The following is a 16,903-nucleotide window of genomic DNA, read 5'->3' as shown; positions in this document are numbered from 1 at the left end:
GGTTATACCCTAAGAGCAAACCACCCTTTTTAAGGGTGGTTCTGATTTACGGGGCGTAAATGACTCAATTACACCAGACGATCTTGTTGTTTTCGGTATTGAGCCTTTATTTAAAGAAAATAAATCGTATAACAAGGGCAACTACTATGGCCGCAATGGTCAAAAGCAGAATTGTCAGCTGATGCTGCTTGCGTCGTTTACTTGACGAAACGAAGATTGATTTTCCCTGTTTTGGCGTTTCGAGATAGCGAGCCGAATGCGTCAAGGTTTGCTTGGGTCGAGGCCCTCTTTGTTGATGAGCGGCGGATGCTTTCATCGGCTCATCGCTAGCTGCGCTGTTTTTAGATAATGGTGCGTCTTTCAGATATACAGGGTCTCCCGAGGCAACGCCCATATGTTTACGTCCCGTTTGGGCATCCTCGAGCGTTTGATATCGATTTCTCGTCACATAATCGGGCTCAGGATCATTAATGGGCTCTTGCGAGATGTGGGGGCGATGGAACCGTGGCGGCTGCGTAGAAGTATCTTCGCCCTGCGTCGGCATAAACATATTGTTCTGGTTTTGGTCGTCCATGATGCCCTTTAGCTCGTTACCAACAACGTGTACGCGCTCATTGTAAGCCCCTTGTTATTTGTAGCTGCGAACATACTTCTTATTTAAGCTCTGGTTCAAAGAACCTTAACCTTACTAAGACCTGAGTCATACACACTTAGATATGCTTATAGTACTGGACTCAAAAAACTTTATAGTCGATGTATATATGAGCACTGGGTGGGCATATATAAGAGCGTCAAAAGAAGTCTCAGTCACCTAGAAGATGACTCGGCAGTCCTTAAAAGGAGTGGTAAACATGGCAAGCATGGTTCCTTATCGTTCGGTTTTTGGCGTTCGTCCTTCTGCTAGCTCGCTGTTCGATTTGTTTGATGATATGACCGATCTTGCAAACAACTCGATTGCTTCCAAGGCGTTCCCCGTTGATGTCGAGGACAAGGGCGATGGTTATGAGGTCAAGGCCTATCTGACCGGCGTCGCTAAGGATGATATCGACGTTGAGCTTAACGAGGGTCGCCTGTCGATTAGCGTGAACGTTGTGGAGGACGAGGAGAACGAGGGCAAGAACTTCCTGCAGAAGGAGTTTAGCTCGTACAGCGCGACGCGCGGCGTGTATCTGAAGGACGCTTCGAGCGAGGGCCTTTCGGCTAAGTATGCTGACGGCATCCTGACCGTTACGGTTCCCAAGATTGTCGAGAAGAAGAACGTTACGAAGATCTCCATCGACTAACGATGGCTCTGCTTCAATCGAGAGTATGAGTTAAGGGGGGCTGGGAAGTGATTCCCAGCCCCCCTTTGTTGTCTTGAGGGGCTATTGAATGGTTGTCGGTTGATACTGGCTTGCAGGGCGTATCGAGAGCTTCCGTGGCCCTTGAAGACGGGTGGCAGAACTGCCGAGTTCATCATCGAGACTTGCATCAAGCGCGTTGGCATAGCTTTTGACGGTAAGGCTTGGACGATTATTGTCCTGGCTGATGTGCATGGCGATGAGTTGTTCGGTGCGATCGGTAACAAGTTCGCGCGCGGCTTCGGCGGCCTGGTTGTTGGAGAGGTGCCCCTTTGTGGACAGGATGCGCTCCTGAAGAAAGCGGGGGTACGCTCCTTCGCGCAACATAGTTACATCGTGGTTACTTTCGAGCGCGAGAACTCGACAGTCTTTGAGGATGCCTATGGCCTTGCTCGATAACTCTCCGGTGTCGGTGGCAAACCCAATGGAATCATCGAGAGCATTAAATCGATAGCCGACAGGATTGATGACATCGTGCGATGTTGAGTAGGTTTGCACGTGGATGCCGGCAATGGGGAGCGTGTCGCCGGGGTCAAATTCCTCTACGGGCAGGCGCGCGAGGTTTTCTTTGCATGAAAGGGTGTCCCTGCTGGCAAAGAGGGGACCATGCCAGTGCTTGCACCATACATCGAGCCCCTTGATATGGTCACCATGCTCATGGGTGATTACAAGAGCGGCGACGTCGTCTGCCGAGAGGCCAAGCTCCGCCATGCGTTTAAGTGTCTCGCGGCGGGACAGGCCGTTGTCGATCATGATGAGCCCCTGAGGTCCCTCGACGAGTGCGCAGTTGCCTTTTGAGCCGCTGCCGAGGATATGAAGGTGCAGGCGAGACATAAGATTCCAAAGGATACAATGAGTGCGGACGAATAGAGGAGGAAGCGAATGCCAACGGTATCTCAGCACTATGGACATCATGCCGCGCCGAGGACGGATAAGAGCGCCCTGGCAACGCGGCAGGCCGCTGCCCCCGTAGTGCTTATGGTATCAGGCGGTGCGGACTCGACGGCGCTGCTCCTTATGGCTTGCACATCAAAGCTGGATATCCAGGACGGGCGCGGCGTCGCTCCCATTGCGCGCGAGCGATTGCACGTGCTGCATGTAAACCATCATCTGCGCGGGGAGGCATCCGATGGCGACGAGGCCTTTGTACGTGACCTGTGCGCACAATACGGTTTGCCGCTGTGTGTTGAGCATGCCTATTTTGATGACGAATCGGGCAATATCGAGGCTGCGGCTCGCGAGGTGCGCTATGCCGCGGCACGGAGATACGTTCGCGAACTTTGTGCCGAATCGGGCGCACCGCGGACGGCGGCTCGTATCTGTACCGCGCATACTTCGTCGGACCGCGCGGAAACATTTTTGATGAATGCCATTAAAGGGTCGGGTCCCGCGGGTCTATCGAGCATTCCGCGCCGTCGGAACATTGTGGTTCGCCCCTTGCTCGACCTCACGCACGATGAACTCGTGGGCTATCTGCAGGTGCACGGTCAGCCATGGCGGGAAGATGAAAGCAACGAGGACGTTTCGTACCTGCGCAACTATGTGCGCCATCGAGTGATGCCGGTGGTGGCGCAGCGCAACGCGAGTGTCTGTAAGACGATTGGCGCCGCCTGCGAGATCTTGGGCGATGAGGATGCCTTTCTTTCCCAGCTTTCCGCACAGGCGTTTCGAAGCTGCCTGCGTAAGGAGGCGGCGGGTGCACTGGTTCTTGACGCTCGCCGACTGGCCGCGGCCGAGGTGGTGATTGCTCGGCGCATGGTGCGACTGGCAATTAAGCGTATCGACCCCGACGCTCGCCCGGAGATGCGGCATGTGGAGCGCGTGCTCGCCTGTGTCGCCGAAGGCTCGGGTTCGGTCACGCTGCCGGCGGGAATCGATGCGCGCGTGGAGTTTGGCATGCTGTCATTCAAGGCTCCGGCGGCGCGCGAGGGATTAGTTGCCGATTGGGTCACCATTCCCGGTCGATTGCCGCTGGGGGCGGGCCGCATTCTTGTGGCAGAGCCGATGGCCGTCGAGCCGGGGTGTGATATTGTGCGCCGTGCCCGCGAACTCGCGGGTGCCGGAGGGGTGGTCGCGATGGTGGATGCTGCGACGCTGGGCTTTGCCGATCGCGATAACGAACGGATGCTCGCCGGCTCGCGCGGGGAGATTCCCGCCGAGGCGCGTTTGGCGCGTCTGTGGGTAGACGGTCCCGCGCCGGGGGATGTGATGTGTCCGTTGGGCATGAGTGGGCGAAGTAAGAAGGTATCCGACCTGCTCAACGAGGCTCGTATTCCCGTATCTGAGCGCTCTGGCGTACCCGTGGTAAGAACGGCTCCGGGAGGTGCCGTAGTATGGGTCGCAGGCGTTCGCACGGACGAGCGTTTTAAATGCACGGCCGCAACGCGCGTGGCGTATCTGCTTCGTGTGGTCGATGCGGAATAGCGTCCCACGCCAGCTATTCTGTGCGACGTTGACGGTATTCCCGCGCTGATGGCGCACGGGCTGGTAAATATACCCCGTGCGCTGCTAGAATGTGTAGTTCGCGTCCATACGGCGGTGTGTGGGCGATAAGCACAAGAAAGGGTTGTCATGGCTTCTCAACATCCGGATATCGAGAAGGTTCTGTTTACGCAGGAGGATATCGACGGTATCGTCTCTCGCCTAGGCGAGCAGATTACTCGCGACTACGCGGGTAAGGATCTGGTGCTGATTGCGGTCTTGCGCGGCGCCGTGGTCTTTATGGGCGACCTGATGCGCAAGATCGAGCTGCCGACCAACATCGATTTCATGGCTGTTTCGAGCTATGGCGACGGTGTGAAGTCCTCGGGCATCGTGCGTATCATTAAGGACCTGGATATCGACATCCGCGGTCGCGACGTGCTGATCGTCGAGGACATTCTGGACTCGGGCCTGACGCTCAAGTATCTGATGAAGAACCTCGAGAGCCGCAAGCCCGCCTCGCTGGAGGTCGCCGCCTTCCTGTGGAAGGACGTTGAGGACCGTACCTCGGCCGTCACGCCCAAGTATGTTGGAACCCATTGCCCCGATGCCTTTGTGGTGGGCTACGGCCTCGACTATGCCGAGCGCTATCGTAACCTTCCGTATCTGGGCATTTTGAAACCGGAGGTTTATTCGTAAGATGCCCGATGACCGTAACGATAACAATTCCCAGACTCCCCGGGAGCCTAAGATCCCGGGGATGCCCGGAGGCAAGAAGCCCACGCGTACGGGCTGGCTGTATTTTATTTTGGCTTGCGCGCTTCTGGGCTACGCCTTCTTTAACATGGGCTCCGGCTTTGCCAACTCCAGCAATACCGTTAAGCTCGCGACGAGCGAGATGGTCAACGCCATTAAGCAGGACCGTGTCGAAGATTTGACCTATACGGTTCAAGACGGAAGCGTGGCGGGTCATTACTGGAAGACAAAAAAGGACAAGGGCGATACGAGCGAGCTCAAGAGCTTCTCCTCGACCTATGTCGGCTCCGATTCGCTTGCCGAGCTTATGGCGGAGCACCCCGATACCAAGTACATCGTCAACACCAATGACCCCGATTTTTGGGGCGACCTGGCGATGAGCGTGCTTCCGACGATCGCCCTGATCGCCATCATGTTCTACTTTATGCGCCAGATGATGGGCGCCAACAACAGGAACATGCAGTTTGGCAAGACTAACGCCAAGACCAACGAGGCCACGCGCCCCAAGGTCAAGTTTGAGGATGTTGCCGGTGTGGACGAGGCAGTCGAGGAGCTCGAGGAGATCCGCGACTTTTTGAGCGATCCGGACCGCTATCGCAAGCTGGGCGCCAAGATCCCGCGTGGCGTGTTGCTGGTTGGCCCTCCGGGTACTGGTAAGACCCTGCTGGCCAAGGCCGTTGCCGGCGAGGCGGGCGTGCCGTTCTTTAGCATCTCGGGTTCTGACTTTGTCGAGATGTTCGTGGGTGTCGGCGCCAGCCGCGTGCGTGACCTCTTTAAGGAGGCCAAGTCCCAGGCCCCGTCGATCATCTTTATCGACGAGATCGATGCCGTGGGGCGTCAGCGCGGAGCCGGTCTGGGCGGCGGTCACGACGAGCGCGAGCAGACGCTCAACCAGCTGCTGGTCGAGATGGACGGTTTTGAGGAAAGCGAGTCGGTCATCCTGATCGCCGCGACCAACCGTCCTGACATCCTGGATCCGGCATTGCTGCGTCCCGGTCGTTTTGACCGTCAGGTTACGGTCGACCGTCCGGACGTGAAGGGCCGCGAGCAGATCTTGCGCGTGCATGCTGAGAACAAGCCGATGGACGAGGACGTGAAGTTTGAGAAGCTCGCCCAGATGACCGTTGGCTTTACTGGTGCCGATTTGGCGAACCTGCTCAACGAGTCTGCGCTGCTGGCCGCTCGCCGTCATCGTTCCGTGATCTCGATGGACGAGGTCGAGGAGTCGATGGAGCGCGTGATTGCCGGACCGCAACGCAAGGGTCGCGTGATGACCGAAGCCGAGCGCACCACGATTGCCTACCACGAGAGCGGCCACGCTTTGGTGGGCCACATCCTGGAGCACTCCGATCCGGTTCATAAGATCTCGATCGTCAGCCGCGGTCAGGCCCTGGGCTACACACTGCAGCTTCCGCAGGAGGATCACTTCCTCAAGACCAAGAACGAGATGCTCGACGAGCTCGCCGTGTTCTTGGGCGGTCGCGTTGCCGAGGAGCTCATGTGCGATGACATCACGTCGGGCGCGAGCAACGACCTGGAGCGCGCGACCAAGATGGCGCGCGAGATGGTCACGCGCCTGGGCATGAGCGAGGAGCTGGGCACTCAGGTCTTTGGCGAGGCGCAGCATCAGGTATTCCTGGGCCGCGACTATGCCGATCATCAGGATTACTCCGAGGAGACGGCGCGCCGCATTGATATCGAGGTTCAGCGCATCATGCGCGAGGCCCATCGTCGTGCTGTTGAGATCTTGGATGCCCGTCGCGATCAGCTCGATCTGATGGCGAAGGTGCTGCTTGAGCGCGAGACTGTCGAGGGCGATGCCGTGAATGCCCTGCTCGATAACGAGTGGGACGCCTATCTTGAGCGCGAGGGCGATATCCTGGCGGCCAAGGAGGAGCGCAATGCCAAGGCGGCCGGCATGCCGACCAAGAAGCGCGCGCCTCGTATGAGCGAGGAGGAGCTGGCGGCTGATGCCGCGGCCTTTGCGCAGGCGGCCATGCAGGAGGATGCCGAAGCCACATCCGACGATGCCGGCGATGACCATGTCGTCAACGCTGGCGGCAACACCGACGCCGACAAATAGTTCTTGTAGCGAAAGCCTCCGCGGGGAAACCTGTGGAGGCTTTTCTTTTAAGCGATATGTTGATTGGGGACAGACTTAAATGAGCGTTTTCACGCATTTAAGTCTGTCCCCAATCAACATTGCTGCGGCACTTTGCTCAGCTAAAGCGTACAATAGCGCCTATGTGAAAGGGGAACAGATGATCAACGAAACTATGTATGCTCGCGGTGCGGAAAGCTCCATCATCCGTGAGATCTTTAGCTATGGCCTTGAACGCAAGGCGCGGATCGGTGCGGAGAACGTATTCGATTTTTCGTTGGGCAACCCGAGTGTTCCGGCGCCCGCTGCTGTGGCTGAGTCCATTAAGAAGGCATTGGAGCTGCCGAGCGACCAGCTGCATGGATACACGCCTGCACCGGGTCTGCCGCAGTGCCGTACCGCCGTGGCCGAGTCGCTCAACCGCCGTTTTGGCACGAGCTATGAGGGCAAGGACGTCTTTATGACGGTGGGTGCGGCGGCTTCGCTCACCTGCACGCTCAACGCGATTACCAATCCGGGCGACGAGGTCATCGTTATCGCTCCGTACTTCCCGGAGTATCGCGTGTGGATCGAGAAAGCTGGTTGCACGTGCGTCGAGGCGCTCGCCGATGAAGATACGTTCCAGCTGAGCGTGGATAACGTGCTCAAGGCGATTACCGATAAGACCGCTGCCGTCATTATCGACTCACCCAACAACCCGACCGGTGCCGTATATACACGCGACACGCTGACGCGACTGGCCAATGTTCTGCGCGAGGCCAACGCTCAGCGCGATTCCGAGAATCCGATTATGCTCATCTCTGATGAGCCGTATCGCGAGATTGTCTATGGCGCCGAGGTGCCTTGGGTGCCTTCGATCTACGAGCACACCATCGTGTGCTACTCGTATTCCAAGTCGCTTTCGCTACCGGGCGAGCGCGTCGGGTGGATCCTGGTTCCCAATACGAATCCTCAGGCAGCTCGTCTAATGCCCGCCGTTGCCGGTGCCGCCCGTACGCTGGGCTTCGTGTGTGCACCGGCCCTCTTCCAGCGTGTAATCATCGACTGCATTGATGAACCGCGCGATGTCGAGGCCTATGCGCGCAACCGCACCGCGCTTACCGATGCACTAGCGGAGTACGGCTACACCTATGTTGAGCCGGATGGCGCGTTCTACCTATGGGTGAAAGCGCTGGAGTCCGATGCGAATGCGTTCTGTGAGCGCGCGAAGAAGTATGAGCTGCTCGCGGTGCCTTCGGATAGCTTTGGCATGCCGGGCTGGTTCCGCCTGGGCTACTGCGTGAGCTATGAGACAATCGTCAACTCGCTGCCTGCCTGGAAGCAGCTGGCCGACGAATATCGTCGAAAGTAAAGCGCTCTGCTTACAATGTTTTACGTGAAACGGGGTTTGGTTTTAAGCCAGACCCCGTTGTCTATGCCGTTGTGTGATTGGGATGAAGCAGTTTTACGACTGCCGAAAGCTATGCGTACAATGAATATACGCGACGGCCATACTGGACAAGGAGACCCGATGCCCTACCTTCTTTCTTGTGATATTCATACTCATACGATGTTCTCTGCGCATGCGTACTCAACCATCGAGGAGAACATCTATTGGGCGGCGGAACGCGGCCTTCAGGTGCTCGGTTCCGCCGATCATTTAAGCTCGATGGTTACGCCTTGTCCCAATGACCTGCGCAGTTTCCAATTCTTTATTAACCAGGATATCTGGCCGCGCATTTGGAGCGGCGTGCTGGTGCTGCGTGGTGCCGAGGCTGATATCGTTTCGCTGGACGGCAGCTTGTTTGGCGAAGACATTCCCGTTTCGCTCGATATCGCCGGCGATTCGTATAGTCGTGAGCATTCGCTGTTCGATTTGGTGACGCGTAATTTGGATTATTTGGTGGCAAGCGTGCATAACCCGCAGTTTGCCGAAGGCGCGACGCTCGCCCAAACGACCCAGATGTACATCAATGCCCTGGAGCACCCCAAGGTGTTCATGCTTGGGCATGCGGGGCGCTCGGGCGTGCCGTTCGATATCGATGAGGTGCTGTTGGCGGCCAAGGCCAAGCACAAGATCATCGAGATCAACAACCATAGTCTTGAACACGGTGTCGACACTGAGCATTGGGCCGTATGCCGCAAGATCGCCGAGCGCTGCGCCGAGCTGGGCGTGGGTATTGGCGTGTCGACCGATGCCCACATTGGCATGGCCATTGGCAAGCTCGATCACGCGCGCAAGATGCTCGACGAGATTCACTTCCCGCTGGATTTGATCGTGACGCGCGACCGCGAGACACTGCTGCGCGAGATGGCGGCAGCCGGCGTGTGTGACCTGCGCAAGGGGATGTAGCGGAGTTCATAAACCAAGCGAAGGGGGCGGTCCAGACGGGCCGCCCCCTTTCTTGTCCCGAAAATCTACCGGGGTGGATTAGCGGCGCTCGAGGACCGCTACGGTTTCGGTGTGGTCGGTATGGGGGAACATGTCGACGGGCGTGATCTTGAGCAGGCGATAGCCTCCGTCGAGGAGCTGGTGCAGGTCGCGCTCTTGGGTCACGGGGTTGCAGCTGATATAGGTGATGCGGCGCGGCTTGAGTGCGCAGGCGGCTTCGAGGAACTCGGGGGTGGAGCCGGCGCGCGGCGGGTCGATGGAAAGGACATCGATCCGCTCGTTGTTGTCGGCGGCATCTAGGATGTAGTCGGTGGCGTCGTCGGCCATAAACCAAGTGCTGCGGGTGAGGCCGTTGAGCTCGGCATTGCGACGTGCGTCGGCAATGCCCGCCGGGTTGCGCTCCACGCCGAGCAGCATAATGCCGATACCCTTGTTCTGGGCATCCTTCGCGGCGCAAAGACCGATGGTACCGCTGCCACAGTAGGCATCCATGAGCACATCGCCCTGGTGCAAATCCATGCCGTCGATAGCGAGCTGATAGAGCAGCTCGGTCTGTTGCGGGTTGGTCTGATAAAACGCGGTGGGGGAGATATCGAACTCGCAGCCGAGCAGCTGGTCGCGCATGCATTCGGCGCCATACACGATGCGAGTTTCCTCGCCGAGGATGGCGTTGCCGGGGCGTCCGTTGATGTTTTGGGCGACGGTGACGATGTGCGGATCGAGTGCGGCGACAGCCTCAAAGAACTCCTGCGCATGCGGCAGGTCGCGCTGAGCGGTCACGAGGGTGACCATAATCTGGTCGGTGCGCCAGCCGCAGCGAACGACGGCATAGCGAAGCAGCCCCAGATGCTTGTCTTCGTTAAAGGCAGGAATATGCAGACGTTCGGCCTCGCGAGCGATGCCGTTGAGAATCTGACGAGTGCCCGGCGCCTCGACAGGGCATTCAGGAACAGCAACGATCCTGTGCGTCCCACGTTCAAAAAAGCCGCAGCGGACAGCGCCCTCTTTGCCGGGAGCAAACGGAGTGGCAGCCTTATGACGAAAACCACGCGGCGCAGGATACTTGCCCGGGTCGCCCAGGGTAACACCCATACCGCGAATGGGATCAACGCTAATGCCCTCGCGCTCACAGAGCTCAGCAAACAGCTCCTCCATAGCAGCCTGCTTGGCCGCCAACTGCTTCTTATAAGGACGATTGAGCGCCGTGCACCCACCACAAGTTTTCATGATGGAACAAGGAGACTTGGGGTCCGTGGCCTTACGCACGGATGGAACCGAATCATTATGCGGACGCTTGGAACGAGTCCGAGGCGCTTTGTCCCCGCCCCGACGAGAGTCAGAACGCTTGGTCTTAGCCCTGCTCTTGGTCGATTTGCTTTTTGCAGCTTTAGAAGACTTGGATTTCGTGGAAGATTTCTCCTCCGACCCCTCAGCTGCCTCGATCAAAGCACGACGAGCCTTACGCTCCGCACGAGATTCTGCCATCAATAACTCCACTAATTCATGAATTAAAGCTGCAAGTATTGTACCGTGCCAAGCCAGCAGACGATATACAAGCGGTTTATTCGTGTCAGTGATAAGCCCAACGACGGTTGCCCGCCGCGTGAGGGGTGTGGGGGTTAAGTTTATCGCGAGTTCCGCACGAACAGGAGGCCACTTAATGTGGCCTCCGTCGTGAGCAGGACTGTAGAGCAGGAAACTTAACCCCCACACCCCTCACGCGGCGGGCAAACTTGCCTTGTGCTCTATCACGCTAAAGTGTATGATTCTGAACGTTACATGATTCACTTTACTTAACTAAAGTGCCACCAAGGGGGAATACCATGAATACCGATATGTCTCGTCGTCAGTTTGTTGGTCTAGCCGGCTCGCTCGCCACGGTGCTCGGCCTTGGTCTTGTCGGTTGTGGCGGCGGTGCCGCTAAGGGCTCTGCTGCCGGCTCTGCCGCGGCCAAGGATACGAAGGGTGCCGCGGAGTCCAAAAAGCTCGTGGTGGGCTTTGACAAGTCCTACCCTCCGTACGGCTTTGTGGGCGATGACGGCGAGTACACGGGCTTTGACCTTGACCTTGCCAAGGCCGTTGCCGATAAGCGGGGCTGGGATGTCGATTACGAGGCCATCGATTGGGATGCCAAGGACACGCTGCTCAACTCCGGCGCCATCAACTGCATCTGGAACGGCTTTACCATGGAGGGCCGCGAGGACGACTACACGTTCTCCGAGTCGTACATGCTCAATGAGCAGGTGCTCGTGGTCAAGAAGGACGCGGGTATCAAGAGCTGGGACGATCTTGCCGGCAAGACCGTGATTACCCAGACTGATTCCGCTGCGCAGGATGTGCTCGAGGGCGACCAGAAGGATCTGGCCGCGACGTTTGCCACGCTCGATACCATCGGTGAGTACAACACGGCGTTTATGCAGCTCGAGAGTGGTGCGGTCGATGCCGTTGCCTGTGATCTCTCGATCGCTCAGTATCAGCTGGCCGCCAAGCCAGATGCCTATACGCAGCTCGACAAGCCGCTGTCCAGCGAGCACTACGCCGTCGGCTTTAAGAAGGGGGACACCAAGTCGGCCGACGCCGTGACCGAGTCGCTCAAGGCACTCTATGAGGACGGCACGGTCAAGGACCTGTGCGATAAATATGCAGATTACGGTCTTTCCTTCGACAACTGGGTTCTCAAATAACGGCTTTCCCAGGCACCCGATCTTGCCGCTCAAACCGTCGCTCGCGTACAAAAGTACGCGTCGCTCCTCTTTCGCGGCAACCTCGGGCACCTGGAAAACCCGTATGAATCTTGCGGCTCCAACCCTCCTCGCGTACCAAAGTACGCTTCGTCGGGCTTGTCGCTCGCAATCTTGGGCACTGTGCCTATTTCAATTAATGCCCGCTGTTCTGTTGTCGCGAAAGAGAGCTTAGGTTGTCTATCCAGGTCATGATGCAGATGCTTGGCCAGGGCTTCTTGGTCAGTTTGCAGCTGTTTGTGCTGACGCTGCTCGGGTCGATTCCGCTGGGAATCCCCGTGGCGTTTATGCGTATGAGTAAGATCGCGCCGCTTCGCTGGATTGCGCGCATCTACATTTCGGTCATGCGTGGCACGCCGCTCATGCTGCAGATGTTTGCCATCTACTTTGCCCCGTACTACGTGTTTGGCATCTCGCTCACGCCCGATTCCAAATGGACGGCGTGCGTTGTGGCATTCATCATCAACTACGCCGGCTACTTTGCAGAGATCTATCGCTCGGGCCTGCAGTCCATCCCGCGCGGTCAATACGAGGCCGCCGAGGTGCTGGGCTATTCGCGCCTGCAGACTTTTTTGTACATCGTGATGCCGCAGGTCGCTAAGCGTATTTTGCCGGCGATGGGCAACGAGATCATCACGCTGGTCAAGGACACGTCGCTGGCATTTGCCATTGGCGTGGGCGAGATGTTCTCGACGGCCAAGGCACTGGTTGCCTCGCAAGTGAGCATGGTGCCGTTTGCGATTGCGGCGTTGATCTACTGGGTCTTTAACTTTGTGGTCGAGATGCTGCTGGGCGCTGCCGAAAAGAAGCTGGACTATTATCATGACTAACTCAGTGATGAAAATCGAAAGCGCGCGTAAGGCGTTTGGCGGCAATGAGGTGCTCAAGGATATCTCACTCGAAGTCAAGCGCGGTGAGGTCGTGGCGATTATCGGACCTTCGGGCGGCGGTAAGTCTACGCTGCTGCGGTGTGCCACGCTGCTCGAGACACTCGACGGAGGCTCTCTCTCGTTTGGCGACCTTGCCGTTGCGACGGACGCGGGGCCGGGTGCGGTCTATGCGAAAGGCGACGTGCCCAAACAGGCGCGCTCGCGGTTTGGTCTGGTGTTCCAGAACTACAATCTGTTCCCGCACTATACGGTGATGAAAAACATCATCGACGCGCCGATCCGCGTGCTTAAGCGCCCGCGCGAGCAGGCGGAGGCGCGTGCGCGTGAGTTGATCGCGCAGATGGGGCTTACGGGCAACGAGAACAAGGTGCCGTGTGAGCTTTCGGGCGGTCAGCAGCAGCGCGTGAGTATTGCCCGCGCCCTGGCGCTCGATCCGGAAATCTTATTCTTTGACGAGCCGACCTCGGCACTCGATCCCGAGCTGACGGCCGAGGTGCTGCGTGTCATTAAGGACCTGGCGGCGCAGAATATGACGATGGTGATCGTGACCCACGCAATGCAGTTTGCGCGCGATGTTGCCGACCGCGTGGTCTTTATGGATGGCGGCCGCATTGTCGAGGAGGGTCCTGCCGATCAGGTTATCGGCCATCCGCGCGAGCAGCGCACGCGTGAGTTCTTGAGCCGTATCGAGGGGTAGGCTCAGGTATTTACTCAACTATTAATTGAGGCGAAGCCGCCGCAGGTCTTACGGTCTGTGGCGGCTTTTTGTTTGCATCGACGGGGTTCAATAATCGCCTTACAAGCTTGTCTCTTCCTCTCGCCGCCTGTATTCATACGTGCGCCGAAAGGTATGCATGGACAGCCGCCCGTGAGGGTAGGGTGGTGGCATAGGACATTTGGAGGGTGAGTCGGCTCGGCTGCCGACCATGCTGCTCCCGGGATGGCACCGACCGCGAACTCTCCCCGTTGGCGTCGCGCATTGCGCGCGGCCCTGCAAGGAGGTCATCATGGGTGCTCCCAAGACCGGTAACGTAAGGAACGTGGTGCTCGTAGGCCAAGGCGGGGTGGGCAAGACTTCACTCGCCGAGGCCATGCTCCACCTTTCCGGTAAGACCGCCCGTCTGGGCGGCCACGACGGCACCAAGCCTACGCTCGACTATGACCCCGAAGAGGTCAAGCGTGCATTTTCCATCTCGACGACCATCGCGCCGATCGACTGGAAGGGCGCGCGCATCAATGTGCTCGATGCCCCGTGCTACCCCGATTTTATCGGCGACGCCTTTGCCGCGATGAGCGTCTGCGAGACGGCTCTGTTTGTGGTTGACGCCGAGGCCGGCCCGCAGCCTACGACGGTTAAGCTCTGGTATGCCGCCGAGGACCTGCGCCTGGCGCGTGCGGTGTTCGTAAACCGCCTGTCGCGTCCCGAGGCCAGCTTTGCGACCACGATGGACCTGCTGCAGGAGCGCTTTGGCACGCGCCTGGGCGCCGTGACCCTTCCCTGGGGCGAGGGCGAGGACTTTGACGGCATCATCGACCTGGTGCGCATGAAGGCGCGCCATTGCAACGGCACCGAAGCCGTTGAGTCGGAGATTCCCGAGGAGTATCGTGTCCAGGCCGAGGAGGCTCACGACCATCTGTGCGAGTTGGTGGCCGAGGCCGACGATGAGCTGATGATGAAGTACCTGGAAGGCGAGGAGACGCTGACGCAGGAGGAGCTTGAAGGCCTGCTGTCGAAGGCGATCGCCGAGCGCATCTTTGTGCCGGTCTTTGCGGGCGATTGCATTAAGGAGCAGGGCGTCAACTCGCTGATGGACGACATTGCCACGTACTTCCCGGCGCCGACCGACTACGGCGAGATGCCGCTTATCGACGGCGATTCGCTTAAGATCTCGAGTGACGATGATCGTCCGGTGGCGTTTGTGTTTAAGACGCTGGCCGATCCGCAGCAGGGTCGCATCAGCTTTATCAAGGTGCTGACGGGCACGCTTGAGCCGGGCCTTGAGCTGATCAACGCGCGTACCCGCAAGAGCGACCGTCTGGCTCACCTGTATGTGATGTGCGGCCGCGACATGACCGAGGTCGGTCACGCCTATGCCGGCGATATCATCGTGGCGCCCAAGTTGGCGGCCGAGACGGGTGACACGCTCTCCATTACCGGCAAGGTCGAGGCTGCGGCGTTTAAGTTCCCCAACTCGCAGTATCGCATCGCTATTGAGGCCGAGAATCGCGGGGACGAAGAGAAGCTCTACACGTTTATCGAGAAGGCCTGCAAGGCCGATCCGACCATGAGCATCGACCGCGACGAGGAGACCGGCCAGACCATTATCTCCGCCGTTGGTGAGGCGCAGGTTTCGGTGCTGCTCAACCGTCTGGAGGACCGCACCAAGGTCGCTGCCAAGAGCGTGCCGATCCGCATCCCGTATCGCGAGACCATCCGCCGCACGGCGAGCGCTCAGGGCCGCCACAAGAAGCAGACCGGTGGTGCCGGTCAGTACGGCGACTGCTGGCTGCGCGTGGAGCCGCTCATTGGGCCCGACGGCACGAGCGATGGCTATGAGTTTGTGGACGAGGTCGTGGGCGGCCGCATTCCGCGCTCGCTGATTCCCGCCGTGGACAAGGGCGTCCAGGAGACCATGAGGGACGGCATCATTGCCGGCTATCCGCTCACGGGCATTCGCGTGGCTGTGTACGACGGCTCGTATCACAGCGTCGACTCCAACGAGATGGCGTTCCGCGCGGCGGCTCGCATCGGCCTGCGCAAGGCGTGTGCCGATGCCGACCCGGTGGTGCTGGAGCCCATCGAGGAAATTACGGTGACTATCCCCGAGAGCTATGCCGGCGCCGTGATGGGCGACATCTCGGCCTCGCGCGGTCGCGTGACGGGTATGGAGACCGACGAGCGCGGCGATACCGTGGTCATTGCCCAGGCCCCGCTGGCCGAGCTGACGGATTACTCGACGCGTCTGCGCTCTATTACGCGCGGCACGGGCGACTTTACCATGGAGCCCGCAGGCTATGAGCAGGTGCCTTATGACGTGCAGGCCAAGCTGGTCGAGCGCTATGAGGAGGGCCGCGCTAAGTAGCGTGTGGCTTTGTCTGCAACATACATGCCGATGCAAGGGCCGCTCTGGGCAATCCAGGGCGGCCCTTTTTGATCCCTAGGGGACGGAGGAAAACGGATCATGTTAGGTTTTGGGGCAGCTTAGTCGGCCCTAGTCCCCCGAGGCCTGATTGCGGCCGGTGGCGTAGTCGATCTGCACATGCGGCTGCAGGTTGTAGCAATATACGTGGAAGCAGAGGGCCTTGCCGTGGTCCTCGACTGATTGCGCCTCGAGGCGCACGCCACGGCAGACAAGTTCCTCTTCGTTATACATGGGTGTGACGCGATAGAGAACATGGTTGCCCGTGTCGTGGATGTAGTTAAGAATTTGCTCTTCAAACGGCAGCATGCCCGTCTCGTTGAGATAGCGCGTGCCGGTGAGGAGATTCTTGCGGTTGGCGTTTTCGCCGCAGAGTGACCAGGCGATGAGGTGGCAGCGGTTGTAGAGGCTCTGGCCTGGAATAAAGTCGTAGCGCTGCTGGTGCCAACCGGCAGGATGGATACGCGAGATATCGCCGCGCTTGCCCTGACCGAGCGATTCGGGTCCTATGCAGGCGAGCGCCTTGCGAGTGCGGCCCAGGCTGTCGAGCTTGGAGAATTTCTTAAAGCAGCCCTCTTCGGTGGCACGATCGTATTCATCGAGTGTGAATGACGGCGTGCCGAGCGGATGCGTGCCGTCGGCGCGGAGGGCAACGTAGGGGTTGCCGGCGTAGTCGGGAATGCTGCTGAGATATACACCGCGGGCGCGGTTGAGGTCGGGGTTTTCGACCTCGTCGATGGGGGTGGCGACGCTGTCCGCGGAAGCGTCATCGGTGTCGCTTGCGGCGGAATCGGGGCCATCGCCAGAGTCCTCGGAGCTCGCTGTTCCCGATTCGAGCCGGGCGACCAAGCCCGCTTCGTCGTCGGTACGGCTGGGACTCTCGTTTTGCTTCTCGGCCAGAGCCGCTGCCTGCTCATCACTTTGCGGTGATAACAGCTTGGGCGCTCCGTCGAGCGATCCCGTAAACAGCGCAAACCCCAGCACCACGGCGGTGCCGATGGAAAGTGCTTGCTTGTAGGCGGACTTGCGCGACATTGAGGCTCCTGGATGGACGGTTGGGAATCTACCAGTCTAGCAGGAGCCGGCAGAGGCCGTTCTGTCGAACAAATACTTAAGATTTGGGACAAACGCTACTGGTTCATT

At 58.8% G+C, this 16,903-nt stretch carries 14 protein-coding genes; 10 read left to right on the top strand and 4 right to left on the bottom strand.

From position 1 onward, the window contains the following. Positions 1-106: 106 nt before the first annotated feature. Positions 107-574, bottom strand: coding sequence for a hypothetical protein (locus DXC99_RS08165; RefSeq protein WP_117629859.1), 468 nt, complete (start codon positions 572-574; stop codon positions 107-109). Positions 575-851: 277 nt separating this feature from the next. On the opposite strand from DXC99_RS08165, the gene DXC99_RS08160 reads away from it, so the two are divergent. Continuing rightward, positions 852-1,283, top strand: coding sequence for an Hsp20/alpha crystallin family protein (locus tag DXC99_RS08160; protein WP_055251783.1), 432 nt, complete (start codon positions 852-854; stop codon positions 1,281-1,283). Between the two features lie 81 nt (positions 1,284-1,364). Here the strand turns inward: DXC99_RS08160 and DXC99_RS08155 are convergent, their stop codons facing one another. After that, positions 1,365-2,174, bottom strand: a complete 810-nt coding sequence (locus tag DXC99_RS08155) for an MBL fold metallo-hydrolase (RefSeq protein ID WP_117629858.1) — start codon at positions 2,172-2,174, stop codon at positions 1,365-1,367. A gap of 48 nt (positions 2,175-2,222) precedes the next feature. On the opposite strand from DXC99_RS08155, the gene tilS reads away from it, so the two are divergent. From tilS to DXC99_RS08130, 5 genes are all read left to right on the top strand, one after another. Further along, a complete protein-coding gene (tilS, locus tag DXC99_RS08150; protein WP_199408898.1) occupies positions 2,223-3,764 on the top strand; it encodes a tRNA lysidine(34) synthetase TilS in 1,542 nt (513 codons plus the stop codon). 147 nt (positions 3,765-3,911) lie between these two features. Then, entirely contained in the window at positions 3,912-4,460 is a 549-nt protein-coding gene (hpt, locus tag DXC99_RS08145) for a hypoxanthine phosphoribosyltransferase (protein WP_055251779.1), read from the top strand. A 61-nt stretch (positions 4,461-4,521) separates the two neighbouring features. Further along, on the top strand, positions 4,522-6,600 hold the full coding sequence (gene ftsH / locus DXC99_RS08140) for an ATP-dependent zinc metalloprotease FtsH (protein ID WP_255413311.1): 2,079 nt from the start codon (positions 4,522-4,524) through the stop codon (positions 6,598-6,600). Between the two features lie 178 nt (positions 6,601-6,778). Then, on the top strand, positions 6,779-7,969 hold the full coding sequence (locus DXC99_RS08135) for a pyridoxal phosphate-dependent aminotransferase (protein ID WP_117629856.1): 1,191 nt from the start codon (positions 6,779-6,781) through the stop codon (positions 7,967-7,969). Positions 7,970-8,128: 159 nt separating this feature from the next. Then, positions 8,129-8,950, top strand: coding sequence for a phosphatase (locus DXC99_RS08130; protein ID WP_117629855.1), 822 nt, complete (start codon positions 8,129-8,131; stop codon positions 8,948-8,950). A gap of 78 nt (positions 8,951-9,028) precedes the next feature. Here DXC99_RS08130 and rlmD read toward each other — a convergent pair whose 3' ends face one another. Next, positions 9,029-10,255 (bottom strand): 23S rRNA (uracil(1939)-C(5))-methyltransferase RlmD, encoded by a 1,227-nt coding sequence (gene rlmD, locus DXC99_RS08125; protein ID WP_369831457.1) that lies wholly within the window; start codon positions 10,253-10,255, stop codon positions 9,029-9,031. Between the two features lie 557 nt (positions 10,256-10,812). Between rlmD and DXC99_RS08120 the strand changes: the two genes are divergently transcribed. The 4 genes from DXC99_RS08120 (at position 10,813) to DXC99_RS08105 (ending at position 15,703) form a co-directional block, all read left to right on the top strand. Continuing rightward, entirely contained in the window at positions 10,813-11,673 is an 861-nt protein-coding gene (locus DXC99_RS08120) for a transporter substrate-binding domain-containing protein (protein WP_117629853.1), read from the top strand. Positions 11,674-11,906: 233 nt separating this feature from the next. Next, positions 11,907-12,560, top strand: coding sequence for an amino acid ABC transporter permease (locus DXC99_RS08115; RefSeq protein WP_099432382.1), 654 nt, complete (start codon positions 11,907-11,909; stop codon positions 12,558-12,560). Continuing rightward, positions 12,553-13,317 (top strand): amino acid ABC transporter ATP-binding protein, encoded by a 765-nt coding sequence (locus DXC99_RS08110; RefSeq protein WP_117629852.1) that lies wholly within the window; start codon positions 12,553-12,555, stop codon positions 13,315-13,317. The genes DXC99_RS08115 and DXC99_RS08110 overlap by 8 nt, the downstream gene beginning before the upstream one ends. Positions 13,318-13,627: 310 nt before the next feature. Further along, on the top strand, positions 13,628-15,703 hold the full coding sequence (locus tag DXC99_RS08105) for a translation factor GTPase family protein (RefSeq protein ID WP_117629851.1): 2,076 nt from the start codon (positions 13,628-13,630) through the stop codon (positions 15,701-15,703). A gap of 129 nt (positions 15,704-15,832) precedes the next feature. On the opposite strand, the gene DXC99_RS08100 is transcribed toward DXC99_RS08105, so the two are convergent. Beyond that, entirely contained in the window at positions 15,833-16,795 is a 963-nt protein-coding gene (locus DXC99_RS08100; protein ID WP_117629850.1) for a DNA/RNA non-specific endonuclease, read from the bottom strand. Between the last annotated feature and the right edge of the window lie 108 nt (positions 16,796-16,903).

It is taken from the genome of Collinsella sp. TF10-11AT (assembly GCF_003437565.1).
GTDB lineage: Bacteria > Actinomycetota > Coriobacteriia > Coriobacteriales > Coriobacteriaceae > Collinsella.
This window is presented reverse-complemented; position numbering and strand designations above follow the sequence as displayed.